General features: G+C 44.1%; 19 protein-coding genes. 4 read left to right on the top strand and 15 right to left on the bottom strand.

Annotated elements, in window-relative coordinates; translation table 11 throughout:
* Nucleotides 1-20: 20 nt before the first annotated feature.
* From JO154_RS13785 to JO154_RS13775, 3 genes are all read right to left on the bottom strand, one after another.
* Nucleotides 21-3,752, bottom strand: coding sequence for an AAA family ATPase (locus JO154_RS13785; RefSeq protein WP_291946414.1), 3,732 nt, complete (start codon nt 3,750-3,752; stop codon nt 21-23).
* Nucleotide 3,753: 1 nt separating this feature from the next.
* Nucleotides 3,754-5,001: an exonuclease SbcCD subunit D C-terminal domain-containing protein gene (locus JO154_RS13780; RefSeq protein WP_291946412.1), complete on the bottom strand. Its 1,248-nt coding sequence runs from the start codon at nt 4,999-5,001 to the stop codon at nt 3,754-3,756.
* 140 nt (nt 5,002-5,141) lie between these two features.
* The gene (locus JO154_RS13775; protein ID WP_291946410.1) at nt 5,142-6,557 is read right to left on the bottom strand and encodes a PLP-dependent aminotransferase family protein; all 1,416 of its coding nucleotides are present in this window, start codon (nt 6,555-6,557) and stop codon (nt 5,142-5,144) included.
* 92 nt (nt 6,558-6,649) lie between these two features.
* On the opposite strand from JO154_RS13775, the gene JO154_RS13770 reads away from it, so the two are divergent.
* Nucleotides 6,650-7,078: a GNAT family N-acetyltransferase gene (locus JO154_RS13770; RefSeq protein ID WP_291946408.1), complete on the top strand. Its 429-nt coding sequence runs from the start codon at nt 6,650-6,652 to the stop codon at nt 7,076-7,078.
* A gap of 88 nt (nt 7,079-7,166) precedes the next feature.
* Here the strand turns inward: JO154_RS13770 and JO154_RS13765 are convergent, their stop codons facing one another.
* On the bottom strand, nt 7,167-9,089 hold the full coding sequence (locus tag JO154_RS13765) for a hypothetical protein (protein ID WP_291946406.1): 1,923 nt from the start codon (nt 9,087-9,089) through the stop codon (nt 7,167-7,169).
* A gap of 264 nt (nt 9,090-9,353) precedes the next feature.
* Here JO154_RS13765 and JO154_RS13760 point away from each other — a divergent pair, with 264 nt between their 5' ends.
* A complete protein-coding gene (locus JO154_RS13760; RefSeq protein ID WP_291946404.1) occupies nt 9,354-10,181 on the top strand; it encodes a YXWGXW repeat-containing protein in 828 nt (275 codons plus the stop codon).
* 54 nt (nt 10,182-10,235) lie between these two features.
* On the opposite strand, the gene JO154_RS13755 is transcribed toward JO154_RS13760, so the two are convergent.
* The 9 genes from JO154_RS13755 to JO154_RS13715 form a co-directional block, all read right to left on the bottom strand.
* Nucleotides 10,236-11,096 (bottom strand): helix-turn-helix domain-containing protein, encoded by an 861-nt coding sequence (locus tag JO154_RS13755; RefSeq protein ID WP_291946402.1) that lies wholly within the window; start codon nt 11,094-11,096, stop codon nt 10,236-10,238.
* 138 nt (nt 11,097-11,234) lie between these two features.
* Nucleotides 11,235-11,945 (bottom strand): alpha/beta hydrolase, encoded by a 711-nt coding sequence (locus JO154_RS13750; RefSeq protein ID WP_291946400.1) that lies wholly within the window; start codon nt 11,943-11,945, stop codon nt 11,235-11,237.
* Between the two features lie 318 nt (nt 11,946-12,263).
* The gene (locus JO154_RS13745; protein WP_291946398.1) at nt 12,264-13,697 is read right to left on the bottom strand and encodes a SusD/RagB family nutrient-binding outer membrane lipoprotein; all 1,434 of its coding nucleotides are present in this window, start codon (nt 13,695-13,697) and stop codon (nt 12,264-12,266) included.
* Nucleotides 13,698-13,709: 12 nt separating this feature from the next.
* Nucleotides 13,710-16,883: a SusC/RagA family TonB-linked outer membrane protein gene (locus JO154_RS13740; RefSeq protein WP_291946396.1), complete on the bottom strand. Its 3,174-nt coding sequence runs from the start codon at nt 16,881-16,883 to the stop codon at nt 13,710-13,712.
* Nucleotides 16,884-17,235: 352 nt separating this feature from the next.
* Nucleotides 17,236-18,579 (bottom strand): Nramp family divalent metal transporter, encoded by a 1,344-nt coding sequence (locus JO154_RS13735; RefSeq protein WP_291946394.1) that lies wholly within the window; start codon nt 18,577-18,579, stop codon nt 17,236-17,238.
* Nucleotides 18,580-18,612: 33 nt separating this feature from the next.
* Complete coding sequence (locus JO154_RS13730) at nt 18,613-19,071, bottom strand: metal-dependent transcriptional regulator (RefSeq protein ID WP_291946392.1); 459 nt, start codon at nt 19,069-19,071, stop codon at nt 18,613-18,615.
* Nucleotides 19,068-19,532: a hypothetical protein gene (locus JO154_RS13725; RefSeq protein WP_291946390.1), complete on the bottom strand. Its 465-nt coding sequence runs from the start codon at nt 19,530-19,532 to the stop codon at nt 19,068-19,070. The genes JO154_RS13730 and JO154_RS13725 overlap by 4 nt, the downstream gene beginning before the upstream one ends.
* Nucleotide 19,533: 1 nt before the next feature.
* Nucleotides 19,534-20,130: a superoxide dismutase gene (locus JO154_RS13720; protein ID WP_291946388.1), complete on the bottom strand. Its 597-nt coding sequence runs from the start codon at nt 20,128-20,130 to the stop codon at nt 19,534-19,536.
* Between the two features lie 76 nt (nt 20,131-20,206).
* Entirely contained in the window at nt 20,207-22,534 is a 2,328-nt protein-coding gene (locus JO154_RS13715; protein ID WP_291946386.1) for a TonB-dependent receptor, read from the bottom strand.
* A gap of 125 nt (nt 22,535-22,659) precedes the next feature.
* Between JO154_RS13715 and JO154_RS13710 the strand changes: the two genes are divergently transcribed.
* Nucleotides 22,660-23,322: a metal-dependent transcriptional regulator gene (locus tag JO154_RS13710; protein ID WP_291946384.1), complete on the top strand. Its 663-nt coding sequence runs from the start codon at nt 22,660-22,662 to the stop codon at nt 23,320-23,322.
* Between the two features lie 209 nt (nt 23,323-23,531).
* Nucleotides 23,532-24,953 (top strand): serine hydrolase, encoded by a 1,422-nt coding sequence (locus tag JO154_RS13705; protein WP_291946382.1) that lies wholly within the window; start codon nt 23,532-23,534, stop codon nt 24,951-24,953.
* 28 nt (nt 24,954-24,981) lie between these two features.
* Here JO154_RS13705 and JO154_RS13700 read toward each other — a convergent pair whose 3' ends face one another.
* Together JO154_RS13700 and JO154_RS13695 are read right to left on the bottom strand one after the other, a co-directional pair.
* Nucleotides 24,982-25,734, bottom strand: a complete 753-nt coding sequence (locus JO154_RS13700; protein WP_291946380.1) for a YoaK family protein — start codon at nt 25,732-25,734, stop codon at nt 24,982-24,984.
* Nucleotides 25,735-25,822: 88 nt separating this feature from the next.
* Nucleotides 25,823-26,500, bottom strand: a complete 678-nt coding sequence (locus JO154_RS13695; protein ID WP_291946378.1) for a TIGR02117 family protein — start codon at nt 26,498-26,500, stop codon at nt 25,823-25,825.
* Nucleotides 26,501-26,594 lie beyond the last annotated feature (94 nt).

The following is a 26,594-nucleotide window of genomic DNA, read 5'->3' as shown; positions in this document are numbered from 1 at the left end:
GATGATGTAGCATAAAGAATTTATACGCCGATGATAGCTACTTTACTTCTACCACTCTGCATCTTGCTTACTTTAATCTGTACAGGAATACGTTCTGTCATCTCCTGCACATGCGAAATCACACCCACCTTCCGGCCCTGATTATGGAGGCGTTCCAACGCATCCATAGCGATATTTAAGGTAGTTGGATCGAGGGAACCGAAGCCTTCATCGATGAAAAGGGATTCCACTTTCATCCTGCTGGAGGATAAAGAGGCTAGACCTAATGCCAAGGCCAATGATACCAAGAAGGATTCCCCACCAGAAAGCGAGTAGACCGTTCTGATTTCATTACCCATGTCTTTATCCAATACTTGTAATCCTAGGGAATTCGGGATACGTTCCAATACATAACGCTGATTCAAAAACTCCAGGTGTACGTTTGCATGACTGAGTAAAGCGTCCAGCGTGTATTCCTGGGCTATTTGCCGGAATTTCTTACCATCGGCGGAGCCAATGATTTCATTCAGTTTCTGCCAGTTCTCCAAGACTTGCGTCTGGGCAGTTATTTCTTCCTGCAAGGAACCTATGCGCCCTTTATTTTCTTCGTCTTGTTTCAGTTTGAATTCGATGTTATTAAACTCCTTACCGGTATGACGTAGTATATCTGTTTCTGCCTGTCTGCGCTCTTTCAGGTCTTCCAGCCCGTTCTCCGAGAAATTTTGCTGGCGGTGATTACTCCATGCCGTTGTTCTTTCCTCCAGTACTGATTTGGCTTGTGTTTGGGCATCTGCGATTTTACGCAGTTCCAGCCGTTCGGCTTCCATCCACTCTGGCGGGAAAGATAGTAATCGGTGGAGTTCAGGCTCAGAGAGGCTTACCTGTTGTTGCTGATGATATTGCTCCAGCCAGCCCGTGATTTTATGTTGGAGATCAAGTTCCTGTTTTTGTAGGTTTTCTTGATCTTTCTCTAATTGCTCTTTCTTTGTGGTGGCACGGGTTTCCGCGTCTAGTATTACATCCAAGGCTGCTTTTTGCTCCTCCTGTGTTTTACGTGCACGCTCTACGGCCGACTTCAAATCCGCCTCTATAGCGGTTACAGGCTTACCTTCGAAAATCCCTTTACGCTGCGATTGCAACGTTGCTGCTTCGGCTTGCAGATTGGTAAGCTGCTGTTGCTTTTGGCTCGTGTCTCCCGTATAATAAGCCGTTTGCTTTTTAATACCTGTAATAGTTTCCAGTAATATATCCTGCTTACGGATATTTTCATCCAACTGTTTTACCTGGCTTTTCCAACGGTCTGCGAAATCCTGTATCTGTTTAACAAAAGATGCCGGGTTTTTCTTCCATCCCTGGAACCATTGCGGAGATGCAAAATGGACAGACAACTGTTGCTGCACCTGGTCCAACTCCGCTTCTGCGGCGGATTTATCCTGCTGTAGGCGGGTCAACTTTTCTTCCTGGGAACTCAGTTGCCGCTCCTCATCCTTGATAGCATTGGTTTTATCTGAGAGTTCTTTTTCCTGGCGGTCCAATTGCTCTTTCCTTTTATCCAGGTTTGCTTTACTGGTTTGATATGCCTGTATTTTATCCTTTAACGCGCCTTGTTTTGCTTTCGCTTCTTCCAGGCGTGCACGCAGCCAAGCAGCTCTTTCCGACGCGGGTTCCTGCATGCAGGCGGGTTGTATCTTAAACGCTTCCCATGCCGGGAGATGTCCGCCTATAGCGGCTTCTTTACCCTGTAAATCTTTTTCCTTGTCCGTAATAGTGGCCCCCAGGAAATCTGTTGTTTTTTGGAGATTGCTATGCTTAGTAAGACTAGCAGTATACGCTGCTTCCGCGCTATTATAATCGGACTGCAACGCTGATAGCAAGTTATCCAAACGTGGATCATGGGTGGCATAAGGGTGACTGGTACTTCCACATACAGGGCAAGGCTCATCAGGCGTCAGTTGCTGCCGTAGCTTTTCCACGTCGGCGGCGGCGGCCAGGCTAGCTTTCTCCATCGCAGTAAGAGCCATATCCCGTTTGGCTTTTGCAACCGCCAGCTCCGTGGCAGTTGTAGCCAATTGCTCCTGCTTATTGCTCAGCTCCAATCGATGAGCGAATAATTGAGCGCGCAGGGTAGTTGCTTCCTCCATGAAATTGTACAACAATTTCCAATGCACTTCCGCAGCCAACATATCTTCTACCAGCAGGTCGGCCTGATTTTTTTCCTCCTCCAAACTCGCTATAGTACTCGTTTGCAGTTGTTTTAAATCCTGCTGATATGCCTGCTGATCCTGTTGCCATGCAGCCTGTATAGTGGCTTGCTGAATTTTCAGATCTGCCAATTTCGTTTTGCTAGTCTCGACTAGATCCTTTATGGTGGCTATTTCTACGGCATAATTCTCCAGCGCTGCGAGTTTAATGCCTGCGTTATGGAGCACAGAGATAATCAGTTCTTGCTGTTCCGCAATGGGTTGGCGAGCGGCATTATCGGTTTTCCATTTGGTCAGCTCTGCTATAGCATCCGCCAGCGTTTCCGCTTCCGTGTTTTTTTGTAATAGTTCTTTTTCTTGCTCCTGGAGACGGTTTTGAGCTTCCGTTAATTGTTCCGTTGCTTGCCTAATCTGCTCTTGTCTTTCATTCAGTTGCACATCCAGGGCTCTGGCGCGATTCAGCATTGGCTGCGCGTTTTCCTGCTCCTGTTCTACTTTTCCTAATTTCTCTTGGAGTTGCAGCAAATTGGTTTGCTGCTTGACTTTCTGCTGCAACAGCGTATCCAACTGCGTAATCAGCGTTTTTGCCTCGAGGGTTTTATCTTTTAATTGTGATTGTATGGTTTGCAAGGCATCCACCGTAGAGCGGAGTGGTTGTACTTTTGCCACCTGCTCCAGTTGCTGTTCCCTTGGTACTGCGCGTTCTACAGCAACCGTAGTAGCATCGTAGGCCTGCTGCGCTGCTTCTTGGCTTTCTATTAATTCAGCTAAGCGTTCATGCCAAGTAATTTCCTTATCCAGTGAGTCTATACGCTTTCCAGTGGCTTTGATGGCAGCATCGAGCGTTTCCTTCTCTTGCTGCAGTGCCGCCAATTCCTCAGTGGTCAAGGTATGAATGCCTTCCTTCTTAGCATTCAGCTCTTTTACCACCTGTTGTTGGTCGGCCGACTTCCGATATATCCGTTGAGATATTTCCGAGTAAATAGTCGTTCCTGTCAGTTTCTCCAGCAGGGAAGCTTTTTCGTCTTTTCCTGCTTTGAGAAATGCTGTAAAATCGCCCTGCGCCAAGAGTACGGAGCGGGTAAACTGTTCAAAGTTCAGACCTACCAATCGGGCTATTTCCTCTTGCAGCTCTGTCTTTTTACCAGGAACGGTTGTATTCGTATTGATATTTTTTAGGGAGACATCATACGCTTGCAATGCTCCATCTGCCTTATTGCGCGCTCTCCTAACACTCCAAGTAGCGCGATAAGGTTGGGTATCCACGCCTACGAAATCCACTTCTGCGTAGCCATCGGCAGTACCGTCGCGGAGAATGCCACGGATATCACTTTGACTGATGGTGGCTCCTTGTACATCTTGTACTTCTACCCCACTCTCCGCTTGTTTATAGCGGGGCGTTTTGGCGTACAATGCGAGGCAAAGCGCATCCAGGATGGTGGATTTGCCGGCGCCTGTAGGCCCGGTAATAGCGAAAATACCGGCATTCTGCAAAGGCCCCTGCGTAAAATCTATTTCCACAGTACCTTCCAGCGAAGCCAGGTTTTTTATGCGTATGGCGCGAATCTTCATGCTAGTTGTCAGTATGGTTAACTTCCTGTGCTACTTCATGGAACAGTTGCAACAGTTCCGCAGGAACGGGGTTATTGTATTTCACCTGGTAAGCTTTTGCGAAAATATCCTGTGGTTGCAACTCTTGTAAGTTGCTACCAGCAATGGTTTCCGGTGCATCCACTGAGGAATGGCCATTTGTATATTTCACATCAATTTTTGCCAGCCGGATATGTTTACCTTGAAGGGTAGATTCGATTTTATGTCGCAGTGCAGGTTCAGGCCCTTCCAATAATACCCGAACTTCCAGGTAGGGAGCGGGAATGTCCGTTTCCGCTCCATTTGCGGGTAATTTCTCCAATGCCATTAGGACTTCAGACAAATTACTATGCACACTTGGGATACGCTGTAACCCAACAGACACCGGCACTTCCAAGGTAGTGGGCGCCGAAATGCCCTCTCCTTCCAGGTTAAATAGAATTACCTGGTGACGATAGTTAAACTCCGAAAACGACATCGGTAGTGGACTTCCGCTATAACGGATATGTTCCTTGCCGCCAATGCGCTGTGATTTATGAATATGCCCAAGGGCTACATATTTGATATCTTCATGAAATGCATCTGTGGAAACGCATTCCACGCCACCCATGATGAGTCTTTCTGTTTTATCTAGTTCTGTAATTTCGGCCTGTTGTGTATGCATATGGCCCATAGCGATAATAGGTTGACCTGCTTTTCTGTATTGCAGCACATGTTGATATACCTGCTCATACATCGCGGCAACACCCGCTGTATAAGGATTATCGCTGCTGGCTACTTCCGGATAATCACCCATGCGCAGGAAAGGTACCGCCAAACACCAGGCTACTGGGTTTCCAGTTGTATCCTTGATGGGGATCGTCAGTTTATCATAATCGATATTGCCGAAAGCATCTCTTTCTACCACCCCGATGATATGGATATTGGAAGATTCCAGTAATGGTTTTGGCGATTCGAGTCGCGCAGCAGAGTCGTGGTTGCCGGCCGTCATGATGATTTGCAGCGCAGGATTATTCCTGGCAGCATTGGCCAGGAAGGTATATAGCATTCTGACCGCACTAGCAGCAGGATTCGACACATCGAATACATCGCCACTGATCAGCAATACATCAATTTTTTCGTTTATAAGTGTTTGCAACAGCCAGTCTAGGAACTGCTGATGCTCATAAGTACGATCGTATTCGTGGAATAACTGACCGATATGCCAGTCGGCAGTGTGCAGCACTTTCATCACCCGAAACATTTGGCCGAAAGTACGTTAATTTTTTGGGACGGACGCAGCGGTAGTGTGTAATACGTAGATCGCATATCAGCGTATATTTTAGTTATCGGGAGACACGTGTCTTCCGACCTACAATCCTACCCTATTCTTCAACTTAACATATGTACCAATCTACCGAGGCGTTTCATCTGTTGGCGTACCTCTTCCGACCAAAACAATCCAATGGAAATGCGCATACAATTTTCAAACTGATGCTGGAGCGTAAACATTCTACCGGGTGCAATACTGATTTTATGTTTCATCGCGATGTCAAATAGTTCGGTGGTATTCATGGCTTCATTCAATTGCACCCAAAGGGCTAGTCCTCCTTGTGGCCTGCTTACCCTGGTATCTTCCGGGAAATATTCCGCCACCGCCGACGTATAGTGCTCACAGTTAGCCTGCAAGGTGCTACGTAGTTTCCGAAGATGGCTTTCATATTTACCACTTCGCAGGAAATTAGCGACCGCTTCCTGAGTGATAGTAGTAGCAGAGATAGCGTGTACTAATTTCAATTTCAGGATATCATCTTTGTATTTCCCTGGGGCCACCCACCCTACTCTATAGCCAGGGGCCAGGGTTTTAGACACCGCGCTGCACCACAGTACATTACCTGTTGTATCAAAAGATTTGCAACAGGCAGGTCGTTGACCTTGGAAATACAAATCGCCGTAGATATCATCTTCAATAAGTGGGATATTGTGCTTGGCCAATAGCTTCACGATAGCCTTCTTGTTTTCAGTGGGCATACAACTGCCCAATGGTGTATTGAAATTGGGTACCAGGAGACATAAGTCAATTTTATGTATCACCTTCTTCAATGCATCGATTTCAACGCCCGTTACTGGATGCGTGGGCAATTCCAAGACTTTTAAACCTAGGCTCCTGGCCAGTTGCAGGCTACCCGGATAACATGGGCTTTCCATTGCAATGGTATCGCCGGGCTTACTGATGGCCATCATGCAAAAGGATAAGGCATTCATTCCGCCAGCAGTGGTCACTAGGTCATCTGCGTGGAGCTGTCCGCCCCAGGTCAATGCGCGGGCTGCAATCATGCGACGTAGGTTTTCATTGCCCTGGAATGGTTCATAGGCCGTACCGGCTGATTTCAGGTGACGGGTAGCGTTGACGATTTCTTTGTTGAGTTTCGCCAATGGGAGCATTTCTCCGGAAGGGACACCCATGGACAACAGCGTAAGGTCCGTGCGCCCCATGGTGCTGAAGACTTTTCGAATCAATCCTTCTGGTTCTTTATTATGCGTGCTAGCAGCAGGTTTACTCACTTCGGGAAGCGCCAACCTTTGATACGACAACTGGTTTACAAAGTAACCGGATTGCGGCTTCGATAGGATGAGCGATTGGGCTTCCAGTTCCAGGAATACCCGTTTGGCCGTATTCATACCGATGCCGTATTCCTGGCAAAGCATTCTTACAGAAGGGAGTTTGTCTCCCGCCTTAAGGGTCCCTTTTCTAATCAGGGCGGCTATTTTGCCAGATATCTCCAAATAGCGGAATTCGCGTTTCATGTTATAAAATAACTGTGTCCATAAAAATACACAAAACTGAGACTGTATCCATTTATGCTACAAAGGTAGTTTTGTAGGATAATATTAGTAACATGTTGGACGTAATTATTAAAACGGGCAAAGAAAATATGGACATTGCAATGGTCCATCAATATTTAAGCGGGGAGTCTTATTGGGCCAAGGGAATATCCTATGCATTAGTAGATCAATCGTTGACCCATTCCTATTGTGTAGGAGCATTTGTAAATGGTCAGCAAGTTGGGTTTGGGCGTGTTATTACGGATTATAGCACTTTTGGATGGCTTGCAGATTTCTTGGTATTACCGGCGTTTCAGGGAAATGGGGTGGCAAAGAAAATATTGTCGCATATACTGGAACAGCCATGGTCAAAAGGATTGAGAAGAAAGATGCTGACTACGCGTGATGCGCATGAGTTGTATCGTCAATTTCAGTTTACGGAACCTGCTGTGCCGGGGAGTATTATGGAAATATTCAGACCTGGTATGTATTTACAGCAGTAGGCTGGAGCGCGCGTGTCTCTCTAAAATACCAATAAAAACTCCTGCAAGGCAATTGCTTTGCAGGAGTAGTAGTTAAACGTGAGAAGACTTATTTCTGAATATCCAGATGGATAGTGTGTGTATTTACCAGCAGGGTGTCTTTATCCACTACCAGCACTTTCAGCGGCAGTTTACCGGCTTTGACAGTATCAAATACCAATACGCTGTCTTCTTCAGAGATGAGTTGCAGACCATGTTGACCTTCCTCATCAAATTCCAGCATGGCATTTTCACCAGTAGAGAGCGACAGGTAGAAGCGATCTCCTAATTTAGGTTGCAGGCTAGAATGGTGTACATGTGCGGCTGGCAAATGCGTATGAAGATCTTTTACTTCATGCTTTTGCGCTGCCTGGTGGAACCATTTAGCCAGACCGATAAGATCAGTGGTTGGATCACTGCAGGAGAATTGCATTACCACATTATCCAGGATGAAAACAACTATAGGATAATGTTTACTAGTGCTCACTGCACAATATTCACCCAGATCTTCCGGACCTGCTTCAAATGAAGGTTCTGCACGTTCAGTGAATGAAGTAATGGTCAGGAATCGGTTATGCGCCAGATCCTTAGTAGCAGAAACTACATGCAGTTTGATATTCATGGTATGCTCACCATTGTTCAGCATGAATATTTTCACTACTTCTTCCGCACCAGGTACGATTTCTTCATAGTCTGTTTTCCATTTGCCATGGAGTACAGGGCAATCGGCTGGTTCAGGCCATTTGAATGCGATACCGCTTTTATCTTCCTTCAGTGTTTTCACTTCTTTATACTTCAGGATTTTTTTGATGGCCTCTAAATGAGGTAAGCTGGTAGTATCTTTCACGGCATTGATGGTATTTACATGTGTAACACCAATGTAAGGGGTGATGTTGTTTACAGTGCCCTGTGGTACACGTGGAGGGTTAGGATATTGTGTGTCTACTGCAGCAGCAACATATTGTGCAGCAGTTTCATTCCCTCTGTGTGGTCCGGCGCAGGCGTCTGCTACTGTATTAGAGCTCACTACTTTTACAAATGCGTGATTACCAAAAGCAGTACGGTTTTTATCGAAAACATTCACCTGAGGCTGACCGCCAGTGTAAGAGGCATAGAATGGATTATTACACATTCCACGACCAATTAGTGGGGTTAGTTTCAGATAACCAAAGGGGTTCATATATAACCATTGGGTAGAATAGCCAGCATTGTTCAGATAGTATTGCAAAACAGAGGCAGTATCATAACAATTCAGGATTGAATTCTGGTTATTATGTGCAGCAACGTAAGAATTGTAGTACAGTGTAATATTATTCGGATTACCACCTGATCCCAGATTGGTGAAAAAAGTAGCTCCATGCCATACATCATATCTTGGTGGAATGTAATTAAACACGGTATCCACATAGTAGGAAACGGGTTGTGCGTTTGCTCTTAACAGCTTCGTATTTTCATCATATGGAAATACGTTGATTGCTTTAGTGGCAGTGGCAATCGCTTCCAATGCTTCCAGGTTTATCCCTTTACGATAAAGGGAAGGCGCCATTTCCTTTGTGTTGGTCCAGTAAATAGGAATCCAGGTAGTACCCACTGGAATAATTTCCTTCTTAGCTTCTACCAGTTGCCAATGCAGGATGTGATTACGTAAGGTGGCGAATTCTTCTGGTGTTTGCGTGGCTTTGCAAATAACAGTTTCGCTGGTTACCTTACCAGAGAATAATACTTCGTGCGTGTCTGACAGCGCTTCCAGTGTGTAATTGCCAGACGTTGCTTTACTGAAGGAGATCTTCACTTCCAGTGCATTTTCCTCCTTTTTGTTGATGTCAAAAACAACTGGAGTAGCCTTCCCATGCGCAGACTTCCTGTTTGTCCATAACAGGTGATGCGGATTTACAATTTTGTTTTTGTGGGATACCGGCAGATTGTGTAACGCATGGATGGAATGGAGCGTTACGACTTCTACCGCCTCGAGGGTAGCTGATTCGGTTTTCATGTGTAGTTTTTGTTTTTGAGGTAAATAAATGCGTATCTAAAAATATATAGTTTGCATTCCTTACTTAAAACGGACGGAGGATTTAAATTAATCCATTTTAATCATTCCGACAAAAACATTTTCTTATTATCATAGCAAACACAATCATAGTTCCCATTAACCTCAAAACCCTTTCAACGCTTTATTTGTTTTGTAAAAAGATAGATGTAACTCCTACCAGCCAACGCTCACATACATTCCAACGAACAACTAAACTTAATTCAGATGAATAAACAATCATTTCTTTTTAGGAAGACCCAATCCCTCAGGTCGGTAAGCTACCACCTATTTTCAGGAAGAACTTTACTGCTACTCTTTTCCTTATTTGCTCTTTCTTGCACCACCACAAGGGGACAAGATGATACGTATTATACAGGTGATCAGGCTGTCGTTACTATCCAGACGCAGACAGCGCCTCCACCTATTCCGGACTATGTGCAACCTCCTTGTCCAGGCGACGGCTATTACTGGATTCCAGGATATTGGGCCTGGTCCTCTAACGGTTATTACTGGGTACCTGGCGTATGGGTATTGCCACCCTCTCCTGGTTTGTTATGGACTCCTGGTTACTGGGCTTTCTATGGTGGTTACTATGGTTGGCATCCAGGGTATTGGGGAACAACTGTTGGCTATTATGGCGGCATTAACTATGGGTTTGGTTACTTCGGTACCGGCTTTTATGGCGGTAGATGGGAAGGACGACACTTCCATTACAACACCGCTGTATGGCGTGTAGGCGGAGGAATTCATAATACTTATGTCAACCGTGTTAACATCACTAACACCAATCACGTTAGCTATAACGGTCGCGGCGGTGTAAACTATCGCCCAACAGATGGAGAACGGCAAGTGATACACCAAGACCGGACACCACCCCATCAGTTACAAATGCAGCATGAACAAAATTTCATGAATGAAAGAGGTCAGTTTCATGCGCCTAATCGCGCGCCCGCAGTACATAGTATGAACATGCCAGGCGGAGAACGTTTCGACCAGAGAGGTCGCTCTATGGGCATGGGCGGACATGGCGGTGGACGAGGTCGTAGAGATTAACTTTTCTATCGTATAAAAGAATCGGGATGTGGTATCCCGATTTTTTTATGTCTATCATTTTCCAACCTTCGCTCCTACCCCAACTACTCTAAAATCCGAAGGAGAAGTGCCAGTATTCTTTTTAAAGAAGTTTGAGAAGTAAGCTACATCTTCAAATCCAAGCTCATAGGTAATCTGCTTAATGGATTTATCTGTGTAACATAAAAGTCGTTTAGCCTCCACCGTTATACGCTCCTGGATCACCTGGGAAGGGCTCTTCTGGTTATAGATAGCGAACATATTGGATAAAGTCTTGGGGGATTTATGCAATTGTTCCGCATAAAAACTAACGGAATGTTCGGATTTAAAATTCGCTTCTACCAGTAGATTGAATTTCCGAATGACATGAAACCTTTCATCCTGAAGCTTCTTCATGGGTACATATCCCACTTTTGCAAGACAGGTAACATAAATGATCAGCCGTTTGAGCAATACCAATAGCATTTCGTTTTGGATATGATCGGAAGTTCTGAATTCCTCTACAAATACGGCTGCCAGCAATTGTAATTTCTGTTGGGCAGTTTCATCCAGGTGTACGAACATATGATCCGTACTGCTGAAGAGGAATCCCACACAGCTTACCTCACTGTCATGATCAATAATGCAATAAAATTCCCGGTTGAATTGCCAGGCAACGATGCTTTCAGCATTTTCGAAGTGGAAAGACTGGTTGAATAAAAGTGTCAAGAGAGAATTGGCAGGAAAGGTGTGCTCACTACCATCAATAGTAACGATCTGGCTGTCACCTGGATTCCAGGCGATGGTAAAATACTTATTGAATCGGTCCTTTGAGAAAACCAATCTGTCGAAACCCGCTTCCTCTTTGAAAAGGAGTAATTCCCCACCGGTATTATTTTCCGTTAATTTGAGCCTCATGAGTGTAAAAAAATGCAATCATTTAAAATACGAAAGTTCATTGGAAGCCCAAAATTTAAGTTAGTACCTGCTATTAGCCACAGGCCCTGTTTTCAGCAATTACAAACAGGGCCCGGTGGGAAATCGAAAAACAGGTGCTTACATGGCGGAAATTTCGTTTGCCGCAGTTGCAATAACAGCAGCCACCTTTTCTGGTTGGGAGATATAGACCGCATGACTGCCTTTTATTTCAGTGACTTTCGTATCGGAGCGTTTATACATGGTACGTTGGATGTCGGGGTTAATGCTTTTATCTTCTGTAGCTACCACGCCATAAGTAGGTTTATTTCTCCAGGCGGCAGCAGTGATAGGCGTTACGAAACATTCTCCATAGAATGCGCCCTGGGAAGCATACATAAAGCCCGCTTCCTCTGCTGTTAGATCTCCACAGAAGCCTGCATGGTATTTTGCTTTATCGTAATACACAATTCCTTTTTCATCTGCAGGCAGCACACCGTTTTCTGCTGCAGGAGGAGCTGTCAGGAACCATTGGAGAGCCGTTTCATTATTATCAGGTTGGAAAGCTGCGATATATACCAGTCCTGCTACATTGGGGTGATTGCCGGCTTGTGTGATCACAGCGCCGCCCCAAGAGTGACCAGCGAGGATAGTGGGGCCGTCCTGGGCATCCAGTACCAGGTGGGTAGCGGCTACATCATCTTTCAAAGAAGTCAGTGGATTCTGCACTACGGATACATTATAACCTAGACGGATCAAATTTTCATAAACACCTTTGTAGCCGGAACCATCAGCGAATGCACCATGAACCAATACAATGTTTTTTACTGGGGAGTTTGCCTGATTTTTCATTTTCGTAGATTTTAATGTTTTGGATTGTTTTAACAATACAAAGATGAGATGAAAACCAGGGGTGGATGGTTGGTACATTACCCGAATAGTTGTAAATATTTCCCTTTTTTAAAAGGGGTGGTCTTGTGATGGCGATACGTGTCTCCCTATACAATAAAAAATAAATAAGCGGAATTGACGTCTGCGACGTCAATTCCGCTTATTTATTTTTTTCGTCGTCCCTGCCCGCTGGGCAGGGACGACATACAGGAACGATTACCTTCATTCTTTCGCCCTCTTCATTTGCTGGGTAGGGACGACATACAGGAACGTTTTAACTTAATACATATCAAACCAAACTTTCGTAGTCAGCAGATCCGCGCCTTGACGCGCTACTGCTGCTTTGTAGTTGGTACCATTCAATGCTTGTTCACTGGAAGGATACGTCATGCGCACAGGCATATTGCCTAAGAGTATGCCTGTATACGCCGGTTTCAGTTGTGGATAATCCAGTCTTCTCCATTCTGCAAAGGCTTCCAAACTTTCACTGAAAAGGGCCAGCCATTTCTGATCGCCGATAGATTTTTTAAAGTTAGTAGCATCGTATTGCACTGCTGGCTGCGCCAGGTATGCATCTACAGGGGCACCGGTAATACCATATTGCTTGAAAGAAGCCCTGATGGCCTGTTGGTACAGATCCGCAGCATTGCCGTTATAGAGGCCTCTTTGCGCCGCTTCTGCCAGGATAAACAACTGTTCCGCATAAGTGAAGAGGAAGGCCGGCGCCTGAGAAGCCGTGAAAGCCGCTCCCACATCCGATGTTTTGGAAAAGCCGAGTCGGGAGGCCGAGTCTGCCGGCAGGCCATTGGTCACTCCCAGATAAGGCCCGCCATCAGCGGGTTTGGCAGCATATACTGGTAATCTCGGATCATTCAGTGCTTGCAAACGATCAATCACTGTTTTGCTTATACGATAATCATTGCGGGTTTCCCTGTTTCTGCCCACAGGATTCTGGCTCGGAGATGCGAGATAATTCAGCTTCGCTTCTCTATCGCCATCTGCAAAGAATACGTTCCCTTCGGTGGCTAGATCTGTAAATACTTTGCGGGCGCCTTCCGGATCACGGTCTGCTATACGCAGCGCAATGCGGGAACGTAAGCCGTTGGCAAACTTCTTCCAGTTTTGTAGCTTACCCAATAGCAGAGAGTCTCCTGCCAGGGCCGCATTGGGATTAGCGTCGATGATGGTTACGGCCTGTTTTAACTCAGCGAGCAAGCCATTATAAACATCCTGCTGCCGATCGTATTTCGGAGTAAGGAATTTATCAATTTGCCCTGCTTGTGTGTATGGCACATCTCCGTAAAGATCTGTGAGTACTTGGAAAATCCAGGATCGCATGATAATGCTGGAAGCCTTATATCCAGGGAGTTTCAGACTATCTCCTAATTGAATCAAAGTTGTAAAATCTGTAATTCCTTGCGCATAAAAGTTATTCCAAACCGCTTGAATACTCGTACTGGCAGGAATATATCTATCCGGGTCTGGATATTGGATTTTAGCCCAGTATTGCACATACAGGAGGGTTGTTTCCATGGTTGCATCGGTGCCCCAATAGGTATCCACATTGGATTTGATACCATTGGCGAACAAGTACTCTGGATCTGGCACCGTAGGTTCGTTCGGGTTAATATTAATGCGATCCAGTTCTTTACGGCAACCGCTGAAGATCAGTGCAACCGCTAATATATAGATGGGTATCAGCCACTTTTTCATGTTGATGGAGAATTAAAATGAAACATTCAGGTTAAAACCAAAGCTGCGGGTAGTAGGGATTTGCAGTGTTTCCAATCCCTGCCCGTTTCCTGTATTGAAGGCCGTTTCCGGATCAATATTTGGCGCTTTCTTACTGAGGTAGCCAAGATTCCTTCCTACCAGCGCGATATTCACCGCCTGCATGCCCCATCTTTTTACGATGGTTTGTGGTAAGGTATAACCAATGCGCACCTCTCTGAGCTTGATAAAGGAAGCATCGAAGATAGAAGGTTCGCTAAGACTGCTACTGTATGCAGACTTGTAGTAATCCATGGCCGAAAGTATCGCTGTATTCTTTTTACCATCTGCAGTGTAACCATCGAAAATGATACCGTCATGCTTTACCACTTCTCCATTTGGCGCGGTGGCATCATGACTAGGTAGTTGTACATTTTTCGTACCGTCGTTATAGTAAGGAAGGCCGCCGTGTTCCTGATCTCTGCCTGGCATTGTTGCCGCCAATACGCCTGTGCGCATACCAGTGCCATTGGTACCGGACCAGATAGAACCACCTTGTTTCGTATCAATGAGGAAACTGAGATTAAATCCTTTGAATGAAAACGCATTGTTAATGCTTCCTGTCCATTTCGGTGTGAAATAGCCGAGTACTTTTTGCGTCGGATCTGTCTGCGGGCGACCGTCAGCATTCACCAGGATATGCCCTTGTGCATCACGTGCAAAGCCTGAACCGAACAAGGCGCCATAGCGTTGTCCTTTTGTGGCGATCACCTGGATATTGCCAGAACTGCCTAGTACGAAGCTATTGAGGAAGCCGTCGCTATCGAGGGAAACTACCTCGCTCACATTGCGTGCATAGTTAACGTTGACGTCCCAACGAAAACCAGAACGGGTAATGATTGGCGAACCGCCTAACTGCACTTCTACCCCATGATTCTTAAGCTCCCCGCTATTCAGCAATTTTTTCAGGTAGCCGGTGGAGCCACTCACGTCTGCCAACAAAATCTGATTACGACTGGTTGTATTATAGTAAGTCACATCTACTTTTGCCCTGTTCTTAAAGAAACCTGCTTCTACCCCTAATTCTGTAGAAGTGGTGATCTCTGGCTTGATATTTCTGCTCAAGTATTTATCTGAAACCGTTAACAGTGGCTGAGATCCGAAAGGCGTATTGAAAGGATAAGTATTTACTTGCAAATATGGATCGGTATCTTTACCTACCTGCGCCCAACCGCCGCGCAGTTTCAACAGCGACAGTACATCACTTTGAATATGGAAAGCTTCCGACAACACCAAGCTAGCGTTTATTGATGGATAGAAGTAAGCCACTGGCAGTGTAGAAGACCAATCATTTCTAGCGGTAAGGTTTACGAAAGCATAGTTATGATAGCCTACTTGTGCAGAAGCGAAAGCACTGTAGACTTTTTGACGACTCAGATAATTGGTAGACACAAGCGGATCGCGAGAGTTATTTAGCGTATATACACCTTTCACTGCGAGTCGTGGTGCCTGCTGATAGTTTTGTTCATATTGATTGGTACGAAGGTTTCCACCTGCCAGTACATCGATATCGAAATTGCTGCCGAGTTTCTTCTTCGCATTCAACGTAAATTCTCCATTGGTTTCGCTCACTGCATAAGCATCTTCTGTATAAGACCCGAAAGGCGTACCATTGGTATAATAAGCCACCCGATATTTCCGACGATCTTGGTAATAATCCGTACCGATGCGGAAAGCGGCTGTCAGCCAGGGTTGTATCTCATAGGAAAGACGGGCATTTCCTAAGAAGCGGTTTCTTTGCATACCCACTGTGTTTTCATTTTGAATCCAGTAAGGGTTGCTATAGTAACTATGATTCCAGTTGAAATCAGTGCCATCTGGATTTTTGTAGTTCTTCAGCTTTTCGATATCTACTTGTCGGCCGAACCAAATGAACTGCAAGGTTACACTGTTGCCGCGGCGACCGTCTACACCTGGCAGGTTATCCGCAGCACTGCGAATGTAATTCGCATAGGTACTGAGGGTCAGTTTAGGGGTGAGTCGGAAAGTATTGCTGGCCACAAAAGTATTCCTGGAGATGCCTGTATTGGGGAGGATCCCTGTTTGTTTTGTATTATTATAGGAAAAGCGATAATCAATTTTTTCGGAGCTACCACCTACAGACAAGCCATTATTTAACGTATAGCCGGTCACGTAGAAATCCTTCACATTATTGGGGTGCGCCACAAAAGGGACAGGCGTACCGTTAGAGAAAAACTGTGGGATGAGTCGGCCATCCATTTTTGGGCCCCAGCTCTCGTCCACTCCATCGTTTAATCCGCCGCCTTTACCATCCTTATAGGAGAACTGGCCGCCAGTACCCTGGCCGTAGGAGTTTTGGAAATCCGGGAGGATCAATACTTTTTCAAAGGTGGCACCGGAGTTAACGGTAACGCCTAAACCGCCTTGGGTATCTTTGCCTGTTTTAGTTTTGATGACGATTACCCCACCAGAAGCGCGGGAGCCGTAGAGTGCAGCCGCGTTAGGGCCTTTCAACACACTGATCGCCGCGATATCATCCGGGTTGATATCGGAGATAGCGTTGGCAAAATCGCGGCCAGTGCCGACGCCCAGTTGGCTATTGTCTACCGGTACCCCATCGAGTACAAATAGTGGTTGGTTATTTCCTGCGATAGAAGTTTCGCCACGGATCACGATACGGGAAGAGCCCATATTTCCTTGGCTATTGGTCACTTGAACGCCCGCGATTTTACCGGAGAGCGCATTGACCAGGTTGGTTTCTTTAGCCTCAGAAATGTCTTTGGATTTGAGTTCTTGGACCGCATATCCCAATGATTTCTTTTCTCGCGAAATGCCCAAGGCTGTTACGACCACCTCATCGAGTTTCCTGTTGGAGCTTTCCAGGGAAATGTTGATAACGCGATTGCTGCCTACCATTACGGAGACTGGTTCAAAACCCATGAAGTAGACCTGCAGTGTATCTTTCTCGTGTACATTGATAGCAAATCTGCCATCGGCATCGGTTTGAGCGCCGGTAGCGGCGCCTTTCACGCGAATAACGGCGCCGGGTATACGCTGTGCATCTGTACGGGAGGTCACTACCCCACTTACCCGGATTTCCTGGGCAATACTTTGCTGCAACCAGAGTAGCCCTGGCAGTAGGCATAGCAGCCTTTTAAGATATTTCATGCTAAGTGTTTGTTTTGTGCGGGCCTAAATCCTCGATGGCTGTGGCATGGCTTTTCAGATTTGTCCCCTGTTGATTTTGGTAATTAATTATAGCTACGATTGTTTTTCAATATCGAGGACAAATGTAATATGGATTTTTTTAATCTACAAGTCTTATAGACTATATGGGCAAATAATTTATTTTTAGGGAGACACGAAGTAGTCGGGATAATTGGGGTAAACGCAGTTCCGTATTGAATTTTGGCCCAAACATTTAGCAGATAGATGGCTAGGCTTTTTTCAAAATGAGGAAGGGTAAAGGTTAATACCTCTACCCTTTTTGTCTCATTTTCCAGTTGAGTGCGAACCTATTTTAAAAAAACTCCGTATAGAGTAAATAGACATTGAGCAAAATGATGATAGCTGCAATACCGATAGCAGTAAATCTTAATAATTTTCCGTTTCTGAATGCGCCCATTTTTTCTTTGCTATTGGTAAACTGCACCAATGGTACAATAGCGAACCCTAATTGCATAGAGAGAATAACTTGGCTTAATACCAATAATTGGGCAGTACCTTTTTCACCATAGATCAGTGTTACTACAAATGCCGGAACAATGGCAAGTAACCGGGTAATGAGTCTGCGGAGCCAGGGTTTCATCCGAATATGTAAGAACCCTTCCATTACTATTTGTCCGGCAAGTGTTCCTGTGAGTGTAGAGTTTTGTCCGGAAGCGAGCAATGCCACTGCGAATAAAGTACTAGCTATGGTAGAACCCAATACTGGGGAAAGTAAGCTAAAGGCGTCTGTGATATCTGCTACATCCTGGTGACCGGTGGTGTGAAAAGTAGCAGCAGACATGATCAGAATTGCCGCATTGATAAAGAAGGCAAAAAAAAGTGCAACACTACTATCAATGGTTCCAAATTTTATAGCTTTCTTTTTACCTTCCGGAGTTCTTGGATAATCTCGTGTTTGTACGATACTTGAATGTAGATAAAGATTATGCGGCATAACGGTAGCCCCCAGGATACCTATGGCGATATATAGCTTAGACGGATTGGTAACTATTTCCAAACGAGGGATTAATCCATCCAACATTGGAAAGACTTCCGGTTTTGATGCGATAATTTCAAAAAGAAAGCAACCGAAAATTACTAAGATTAAAGCCGCAACGATACTTTCAATTAGGCGAAATCCTTTATATTGAAAAAAAAGTATCAACAAAACATCTACCACTGTCACTACAACACCCCATGTTAATGGGAGTCCAAAGAGCAGGTTGAGGGCAAGTGCGGAACCTATCACTTCGGCCAGATCGCAGGCAGCAATAGCAATTTCGCATAAAATCCAAAGTCCGTAGTTTACAGCAGGATGGTAGTGGTCCCGGCAAGCCTGCGCCAGGTCTCGTTCCGCCACAATCCCTAATTTAAGTGCTAGGTATTGTAATACCATCGCAAAGATATTCGAGATAAAAATGACGGATAAGAGGGTATAACCAAACTGGGCTCCACCGGCAAGATCAGTTGCCCAGTTACCTGGATCCATATAGCCAACTGCCACCATTAGTCCTGGACCTGCAAAGGCAAGCATGTTTTTCCAAAAACCAGCATTTGCAGGGACTTTCACCGAAGCAAAAGCCTCTGGCAATGAATCTGTTGTTTTATTTCTGCGCCATCCTAATGAATGGCCCTGCTTGTTCACTATATTCTTCATTAACCGTATAAATTTTTCTGATAAAGCTGGCAGTTAATAAGTATTATCGGGAATTTTTTCTCCATACAGGTCAAAAACTGGGTAGTTCAGGTATTCGAATAATCGGTCCATCAGTTTATCACAAACAATGGCTTGTAGTCTTTCTAATGATCCTCTTACTTCCTCCCTACCCATGTGCAATTCCTTTACAAGAAATAATTCCCATAGTTGGCATCTTCTCAGGATAGATAATGCTTCTTTTTTACCCATTTCCGTCAACGAAAAGCCCTTTCCTTTTGTATAGGACACCATTTGTTTCAGTGCTAGCTTTCGAATCATTTCTGTAACAGTGGCAGGACGCTTATCCAAACGCTTGGAAATATCTAGGTTATGCCGTAAAGTGTGGCATTGAGGATCCCCCGCCAACAATATCTGTTTAAGGTACTCCTGTTCGGACACACTTAATCCATTCTTTTTCTTTTTTCTTGAATAGATACTGAAGCTATTTTTCACTCACTGATATGAATTAGATGATTTTCGGCCAACTGATCTTTTAGGTTTTGCAGCAGTTCTTCCTGTCCTTTCCTCCCGCCTTTTTTGCCTACAAAATCCAGGAGGGAAATACTTGCTCTTCTAAACTCCTGTTGCAATTCATTCAAATCAAAATGCCCATGCCTAGAGAGATGTAAGAGGTAGTATACTACACGTGTCCGCATTTTTTCTTCCATCTCACATTGTCCCAATTCCGAGTATGTATTTGCGAGATTATTGCACGAAATGATGTAGACCTGCATAAACGGTATAGTTAACCTCGTGCAATCTTCCTGGTAATTGTTTAGTAGTTCTGCCCGGAATAACGCATCTTGATAACCTGTTAGCGCTTTATCATAATCTCCGTTATGGAAGCTATCATTGGCAGTCATCGTCAACGTTTTCCAATAGTTTTCTATGTGGCTTATGCAGGTATCGCTCATTTTATTTCAAATTTCTGTTTGCAAAATCCCAGTTTACTATTTCCCAGAAGCCTTCCACAAATTTTAGTCTGGCATTTCGGTAATCAATGTAGTAAGCATGTTCCCAGACATCTAATGTGAGAATAGGTGTTTTCCCTTCTGTCAGTGGTGTGTGTGCATCCTTCATTGGCAAGATTTCCAGGTTACCGGAATCAGTCTGTGCTAGCCAGGCCCATCCACTTCCAAACAATTTTACTGCTGTTGTAGAAAACTGTTCTTTAAATTTTTCGAAACTGCCAAAATCGCGATGAATGAGTTCCGCAATTTTTCCATTAGGCATTTTACCGCCATTGGGTGACAGGCAGTTCCAGAAGAAGCTATGATTCCAGTGTTGGGCAGCATTGTTGAAAAGCGCTGCATTGTTTTCCTTAAATCCTACCTGGATGATATCCTCCACGCTTGCAGTAGCCAAAGGAGAGTCCTTTACCAATGCTGCCAGGTTATTAACATATGCTGCATGGTGTTTCCCATAGTGGTAGTCAAATGTTTCTTCTGTAATAATGGGAGTTAAGGCACTTTTTATGTAAGGCAATGCTGGTAAAGCTAGATCGATCTTCATCATTTAAAGTTTAATGAGTTGTTTAGGTATTTACATTCAAAATTTATTGTAGACGGTACTCCTATGATTTACTATTTCAATCTGTTTTAATTTTAATCCCGACGAAGAAAGTTCGAGGAATACCAGGTCCATAGATGTAATTACTATCTCTGTTTTTTCCTTGGTCGAAGTCACTTTGATAAGCGTTGAAAATATTTTTCACCCCAGTGTAGATTTCCAGGTCATGTTTAAATTTCGGTAGGTGAAAAGTATGGGAAACTTTACTGTTGACTTCAGAAAACGCAGGGGTTGTCACCATCTGGTCATCAGGAAAATTATCCGCCCCACCCCAATGTGTCATATGCATTTTACCGGTATAGACATAATTCAGGTTAATAGCCCATTTTTGATTTGGGGTAATGCTCAGGTTAGCAAAGCCATAATCGTTGGGTGTTTTTAAGAAAGCCTTCGTAGGTTCAATTCCCTTTATGTATGCTATTGGGTTCCCATACTCACTATTCTGCAGCGTAAAGCCTGTTTCTAATTGCATCTTTTTATTATAATTGGCTCTCAGTTCCAAGGTGAATCCTTTTACTGTTGCGCTACGACCATTTCGTTTTTCAAACACCGCTCCAAAATCGTCCTGACCTACACGTTCTAGTACAAATGCATTTTTCAAATGCGTATAGAAGCCCTCCAGCGTAAAACCTGCTATCCATTTTTCGGCGGCTTTATCATAATTAAAGGAAGTGCTAACGCTTTGAGATCTTTCTTCTTTTAGGTCTGGTGAAAGTTGTACCCTGGAAACGCCACCGCCAGCAAATGCAATGTGTAGGTCGGTATCAAAAGCTTGTGGTGCTCTGAAACCAGTCCCATAACTTACTCTGAATTGAGCATTGGAATTATACTTATAGAGCAATGCCACTCTTGGGCTGAGGATTACTTTATCCAGTAGGTTATGCTTATCCATCCTGAGACCAGACAGTAAATTGAACTTGTCTGCAAAATCCCAATCGCTCTGGAAGAAAGTTCCCCAGTCCTTAGTATGCTGATCTACCAGGTAATTATAGCTTGGGATATTATCAAATACTTTGTCAGATACATACTCCGAACCGATGGTGAGTACATTTCTGTGGTTCAAGAAATTACTAATCTCATGGTTGAGTTGAAGGCCTCCTTGCAGGGTGGTTGTTTTGGAAGTGCCATAGGGTGGATTTTCCAAGTGCTGCTGAATATCTTCAGGATCGTCTGGAAACACGCCCGTATAGTGTTTTCGGTTTGTATTCTGGAAAGCCGAGTAAATTATAAATGAAGATTTGTTTTGGTTAAAGTTGATCTGGTAATCAGCGCTTCCCATCCATATTTTATGTGTCCTTTCTTCTGATTGCTGGGTAAGGTAGGCTGGTTTGTTTACCATTTCACCACCAAAACGGTACTCGTTCAGGTTACTCAGTGACACTTCCAATTTCTGGTTATCCGTGAATTTATAGAATGAATTAACCCCCATCGATGTATTTTCTATCTTGGGTATTTCAGAAAAATTATCTCCACTGGCGTCATAATAACCACGGTCTCTTTTATTGATAAAAAAAGATGTACCCGCATTTCCTTCTTCATTTACCAGTGTTGCATTTCCTCCAAAATTGAAATCGTTGGTCTTACCGCCAATGTTTTGATAAAATGAATTGATTTCATAGCCACTTTTCTTCGGCAGTTTGGTGATCACATTTACGGTACCTCCAATGGCGCTAGAACCATAAAGGGAAGAACCGCCTCCACGTACTACTTCAATCTTTTCAATCATATTTACCGGCAACTGCTCCATGCCGTAAAGTCCCATCAATGGACTAAATATCGGCCGACCGTTAATTAGAATCTGGGAATAGCCACCCTGCAATCCATTCATTCTTAACTGCGTGTAATTACAGGTTTGGCAATCTGTTTCAACACGTAGACCAGGCTGGAACTTCAGTCCCTCCGAAAGGTTACATACCTGTAAGTTGCCCAGCGTTTTACTGTCGAGAATATTTACTATGACTGGGCTCTCTGTTTTACGCTTAAAAGTTTTGGTACCTGTTACCACCACCTCGTTCAAAGCGGAGGAGAGTGACGTTAAACTGAAATCCATCACCATCTTCTCATTTTCTTTAATGACGATTGACTCTCCGCGTTTATCATATCCAATGGCATAAACAATTACTTTATGGGTGCCTACTGGGATATTATTGATTTGATATTGTCCGCTGCTGTCTGTGGTGATACCAATATTCAGTTTAGGAATGGAAATCGTTGCTGATTTGACAGCCCCTCCATCAGTATCCCGCACAATACCGGAAAGTTGTCCTTTTTGCGCCAGGACGATCAGGCTGGAAAGGGCTAAACATATTGTTAGAATGGTTTTCTTCAATTGGGTCGTTCTTTTCATTTTCTACAGTACGAATTTTTTTGTTTCACATCGCAAAAGTATAAAGTTAGAACATTCTAACAAAATATTTTACAGATTAATTATTCATGTAAGGAGAAACTAAGTCAATGTTGTAATATTGTAGTATGAATACGCATACTGAAGAAAATTACCTGAAAGCTATTTATAACCTGTCCCGCGTAAAGGGCGAGGCTAATGTGAACGAATTAAGCAAGCAACTGGATATAAAAATGCCGACTGTAAACAGTATGATGAAAAAACTGGCGGAGAAGGGGTTTATTATTCATGAAAGCTACAAGCCTGTACGACTAACCAGTAAAGGGGAAAAGGAAGCAGCATTAATCATCCGCAAACATCGTCTGACAGAAATGTTTCTGGTAGAGAAAATGGGCTTTGGCTGGGATGAAGTTCACAACATAGCAGAGCAAATTGAGCATGTGCAGTCTCCCGATTTCTTCGCTAAAATGGATCAATTGTTAGGCTATCCGAAAATAGACCCGCATGGGTCCCCTATTCCAGACAAAAATGGTAAAATGGAATGGGTTGAGTATCACAAGCTGAATGAATGCAAAGCGGGTGATATTGTTAATTTTAAAGCGGTTACGCACTCTTCAGATGACTTCCTTAAATTTCTCAATAGTAGGGAACTTTTGTTGGGAACAACTATAAAAATACTATCCATAGAAGCCTTTGATGGGACTATGACCATTGAATACAACAAACGGAAACATGAAATATTAAGTCAACTGGTTTGCGAAAGGATCCTCGTAGCGCCCATCAAGAAATAGGGAAGTGAGTAAATAATATATTTTAGGGAGACACGAAGTTATCTGGATAATTGGGGTAAACGTAGGTCCGTATTGGCTTATGGCCTTTCGAGAAAGTATGGTAAAATTATATTAGCGCAGCGAGGATATAAATTATCAAGTTCAGGATCGCAAAGTGATGGCATTTAAATATTAATTATATTGGAACTAACACTTCCAATATTTACAATATGCCTAAGAAACTAACCCTTCTTTTGATCAGTGTCTTTGCTTCTTATACGACCTATGCGCAGGACTTCTTGCCAACATCTATGGATAGCCTGGTATCTTCTCAGATAAAGTTGACGGAACCTGGCTGTGCGATCCTGGTTGCCAAAGGTAAGAAAATCATCTATAAGAAAGCTTTTGGCAGTGCTAATATGGAACTAGGTGTGCCGCTAGATCCGGATATGGTTTTCAGGATTGGTTCCGTCACTAAGCAGTTTACGGCCATCGCTATATTGCAATTGGTGGAACAGGGGAAAATAGGTTTAAAAGACAGCATACAGCGATATCTGAAGGATTTCCCGTCAAAGGGATATACGATTACCATAGAAAATCTGTTGACCCATACATCCGGCATTATTGACTATTCCTCCATGAACCACCCCGATCCCTATGTGGAACGGCGGGACTTCACGCCGAAGTATATATTCGATTTCTTCAAGAATGAGCCCCTGCAGTTTCAGCCAGGTACTAAGTTTGCATATTCTAATTCCAATTATTTTCTGTTGGGATACTTGATAGAACAATTGACAGGAAAGGGGTACCACGAGTATATGAAGCAAAATATCCTGGAACCGGCAGGGTTACACAGCACTTATTACACGCATGAAAGGGATATTATTCCTAAGCGAGTGACAGGTTATACGAGGGACAAGGGCTATTATGAGAACAGCCCCTATCAGTCTATTTCTATGGGTTATGCCTGCGGAGATTTGATGTCAACGCTGGAGGATCTCTATAAATGGAACAATGCACTGCTGGCGAATCAACTAATTAAGAAGGAAACCTTGCAGCAGGCGTTCACTCCTTACCCACTGAAACAGGGTGTTTCTAGCTATGGATATGGCTGGTTTATTGATAGTTTGGAGGGTAGCAGATGTATTCATCATGAGGGACAGGTAAGTGGTTTTATTGCAGAAGAGAAATACTTCCCAGCAGAAGACATCTATGCAGTGTTACTTACCAATCTCAAATCTGGAGAAGATATGACAGGCTTCAGTGATACCCGGTTCAGATTATTCGATGATATATTCCGCATGGCGTTGGGAAAAACGGTGCAAGCCAATATCGCCCTCAGTGAAACATTGATGGATAAGTATATCGGGACCTACCTGGTAGATAGTCTGTATGAGAAAGATGGTATTAGGAAGACGAAAGTCAATACAGGGGAAAGGATTATCATTAGTAAGAAAAACAATCACCTATATGCAACGTTGTCGAATAAGTCGGGCGTAAATATGCTCCTGCAACCGCAGACCGACACATTTTTCGTGTTACCTGATGTTACCCGTATTCATACCACTATAGCATTTGAAATGACTAATGGCACACCGACATCGCTGTATTGGAGCCAGGAACGGAAGAGCCAGTGGAAGAAGATAGAGTAACGTGTCTCCCTAAATGATACATCTGGTATCAGTGGTGAAAGGTTTCATTGTTTGTTGTCGGCTGTTTAAAACGGTGCATAGCCTTGGCTAGTCTGATCCGGAAGGCGTCATAAAACAATGCAATAAGTAGCAGTGCAACCGGTAGGTAAAAAGTATCGTAATGGTAATGGATGAACATGTAACCGCCAGCGATGGCCCCTCCCAGGAAGAAAGAGATGATAACGAGTCGGAGTGCGATTCTTCGTCTCACCCCTACCCTGTTAATAGCCTCCTTATCTGTTAAAGTATATAGGTCGATTCCTAGGTCTGTAAACATCCCGGTGAGGTGTGTGGTTCTTACTACATTTCCGGAAATATTAGAGACTAATGCATTTTGCATGCCCATGGCGAAGAGGAGGCTTCCTGCAAATAGTTCCGTTCTGACAACAGAATGATCGTATAATGGTCCCAAATAAGCCACTGCCGTCAGTATCATCATTTCTAGGACAATGGGTATGGTATAGGAGAATCTTCGGGTTCTACCTATTTTCCCTGTGCAGAAGCTGGAGAAAAAGGCCCCGGCCAGGAACAGCAACAACCAGAGGCTCACCATTCTTACCGCCCGTAGGTCTCCAACGGCCAGCTTCTGCGCCAACAGTGCCGCATGGCCTGTTACGTTGGTGGTCAGTACCGCGAATCCAAAAAAGCCGGCCGCATTTACAATACCCGCCACAAAGCACAAGAGGGCTGCCAAGCGTACATTATGTTTGTAGTTCCTTTTCCTTCCTATATGGCGTAACATCTCACGATAAATTTATGAAACAACAAGGGCGAATTGTCTGCGCAAATTTAACACTTTTCTTTAGGAAGGATTCACTATGGCCAAACGGCTACTTTCTATATTGATAAAATATACCCGTGTCAAATATCGTCCAGCGGCAAGCTTTTTGTCCGCAGCTCTTCAACCCATTGTTTGCCCAGGTATTGCAGGTATGGAAGACATTATAGCTTCCTTTGGCTTCATAGAAAGCGTCGTTGCTATCATAATTGGCGTTTGTCTTGATCCAGATAGGCAAGCCATCCGGGCCTGTTTTGAAGCTATCATTGATATATTTTATGAGTCGCGCATACTGCGATTTGCTTATCATGATACGCTTGCAACTTTCATTTTCCTGTAATCCTCGGTAATAGGTAGCATGAATAGCCGCAGTACTTAAGTTGAAAGCTGCTTTAAAAGCAGTACTAGCCTTGAGATCAGCCCAGGTAGGCGTTTCCAGGTAGAAGCCTTTATCCCCCCAGCCGAAAGCCAGCAACTGTGCACTCGTATCATTGCCGATGGTATTACGATAAGGAATGCGGGTGCTCCAGTCGATCTCTGGTGTATGCACAGGTACCACTATATCTGTATGTACACCATTGGTGAGGATGTAAATAGCGATATCCGCATCAGCCACCTGTTCTTTTGGAGTGCTCATACGGGAAAGGATAAACGCTGCGAGGAGGTAACTCCCTATTAGTAGGAATAGTGTTAATAGGGTATAACCAATGATTTTTAGGAATCGCTTCAAGGGTATTTTTTTATTGAGAGGACAAAATAGGAAATTATATGGTGCTGCAGAAAAAATCACGGGTGAATCCGGTAGCCAGAGGCTTGGATTTTAC

The organism is Chitinophaga sp., assembly GCF_019236475.1.
Lineage (GTDB): Bacteria > Bacteroidota > Bacteroidia > Chitinophagales > Chitinophagaceae > Chitinophaga.
The sequence above is the reverse complement of the archived record's forward strand: the minus strand, read 5'-3'. Positions and strand labels throughout refer to the sequence as shown.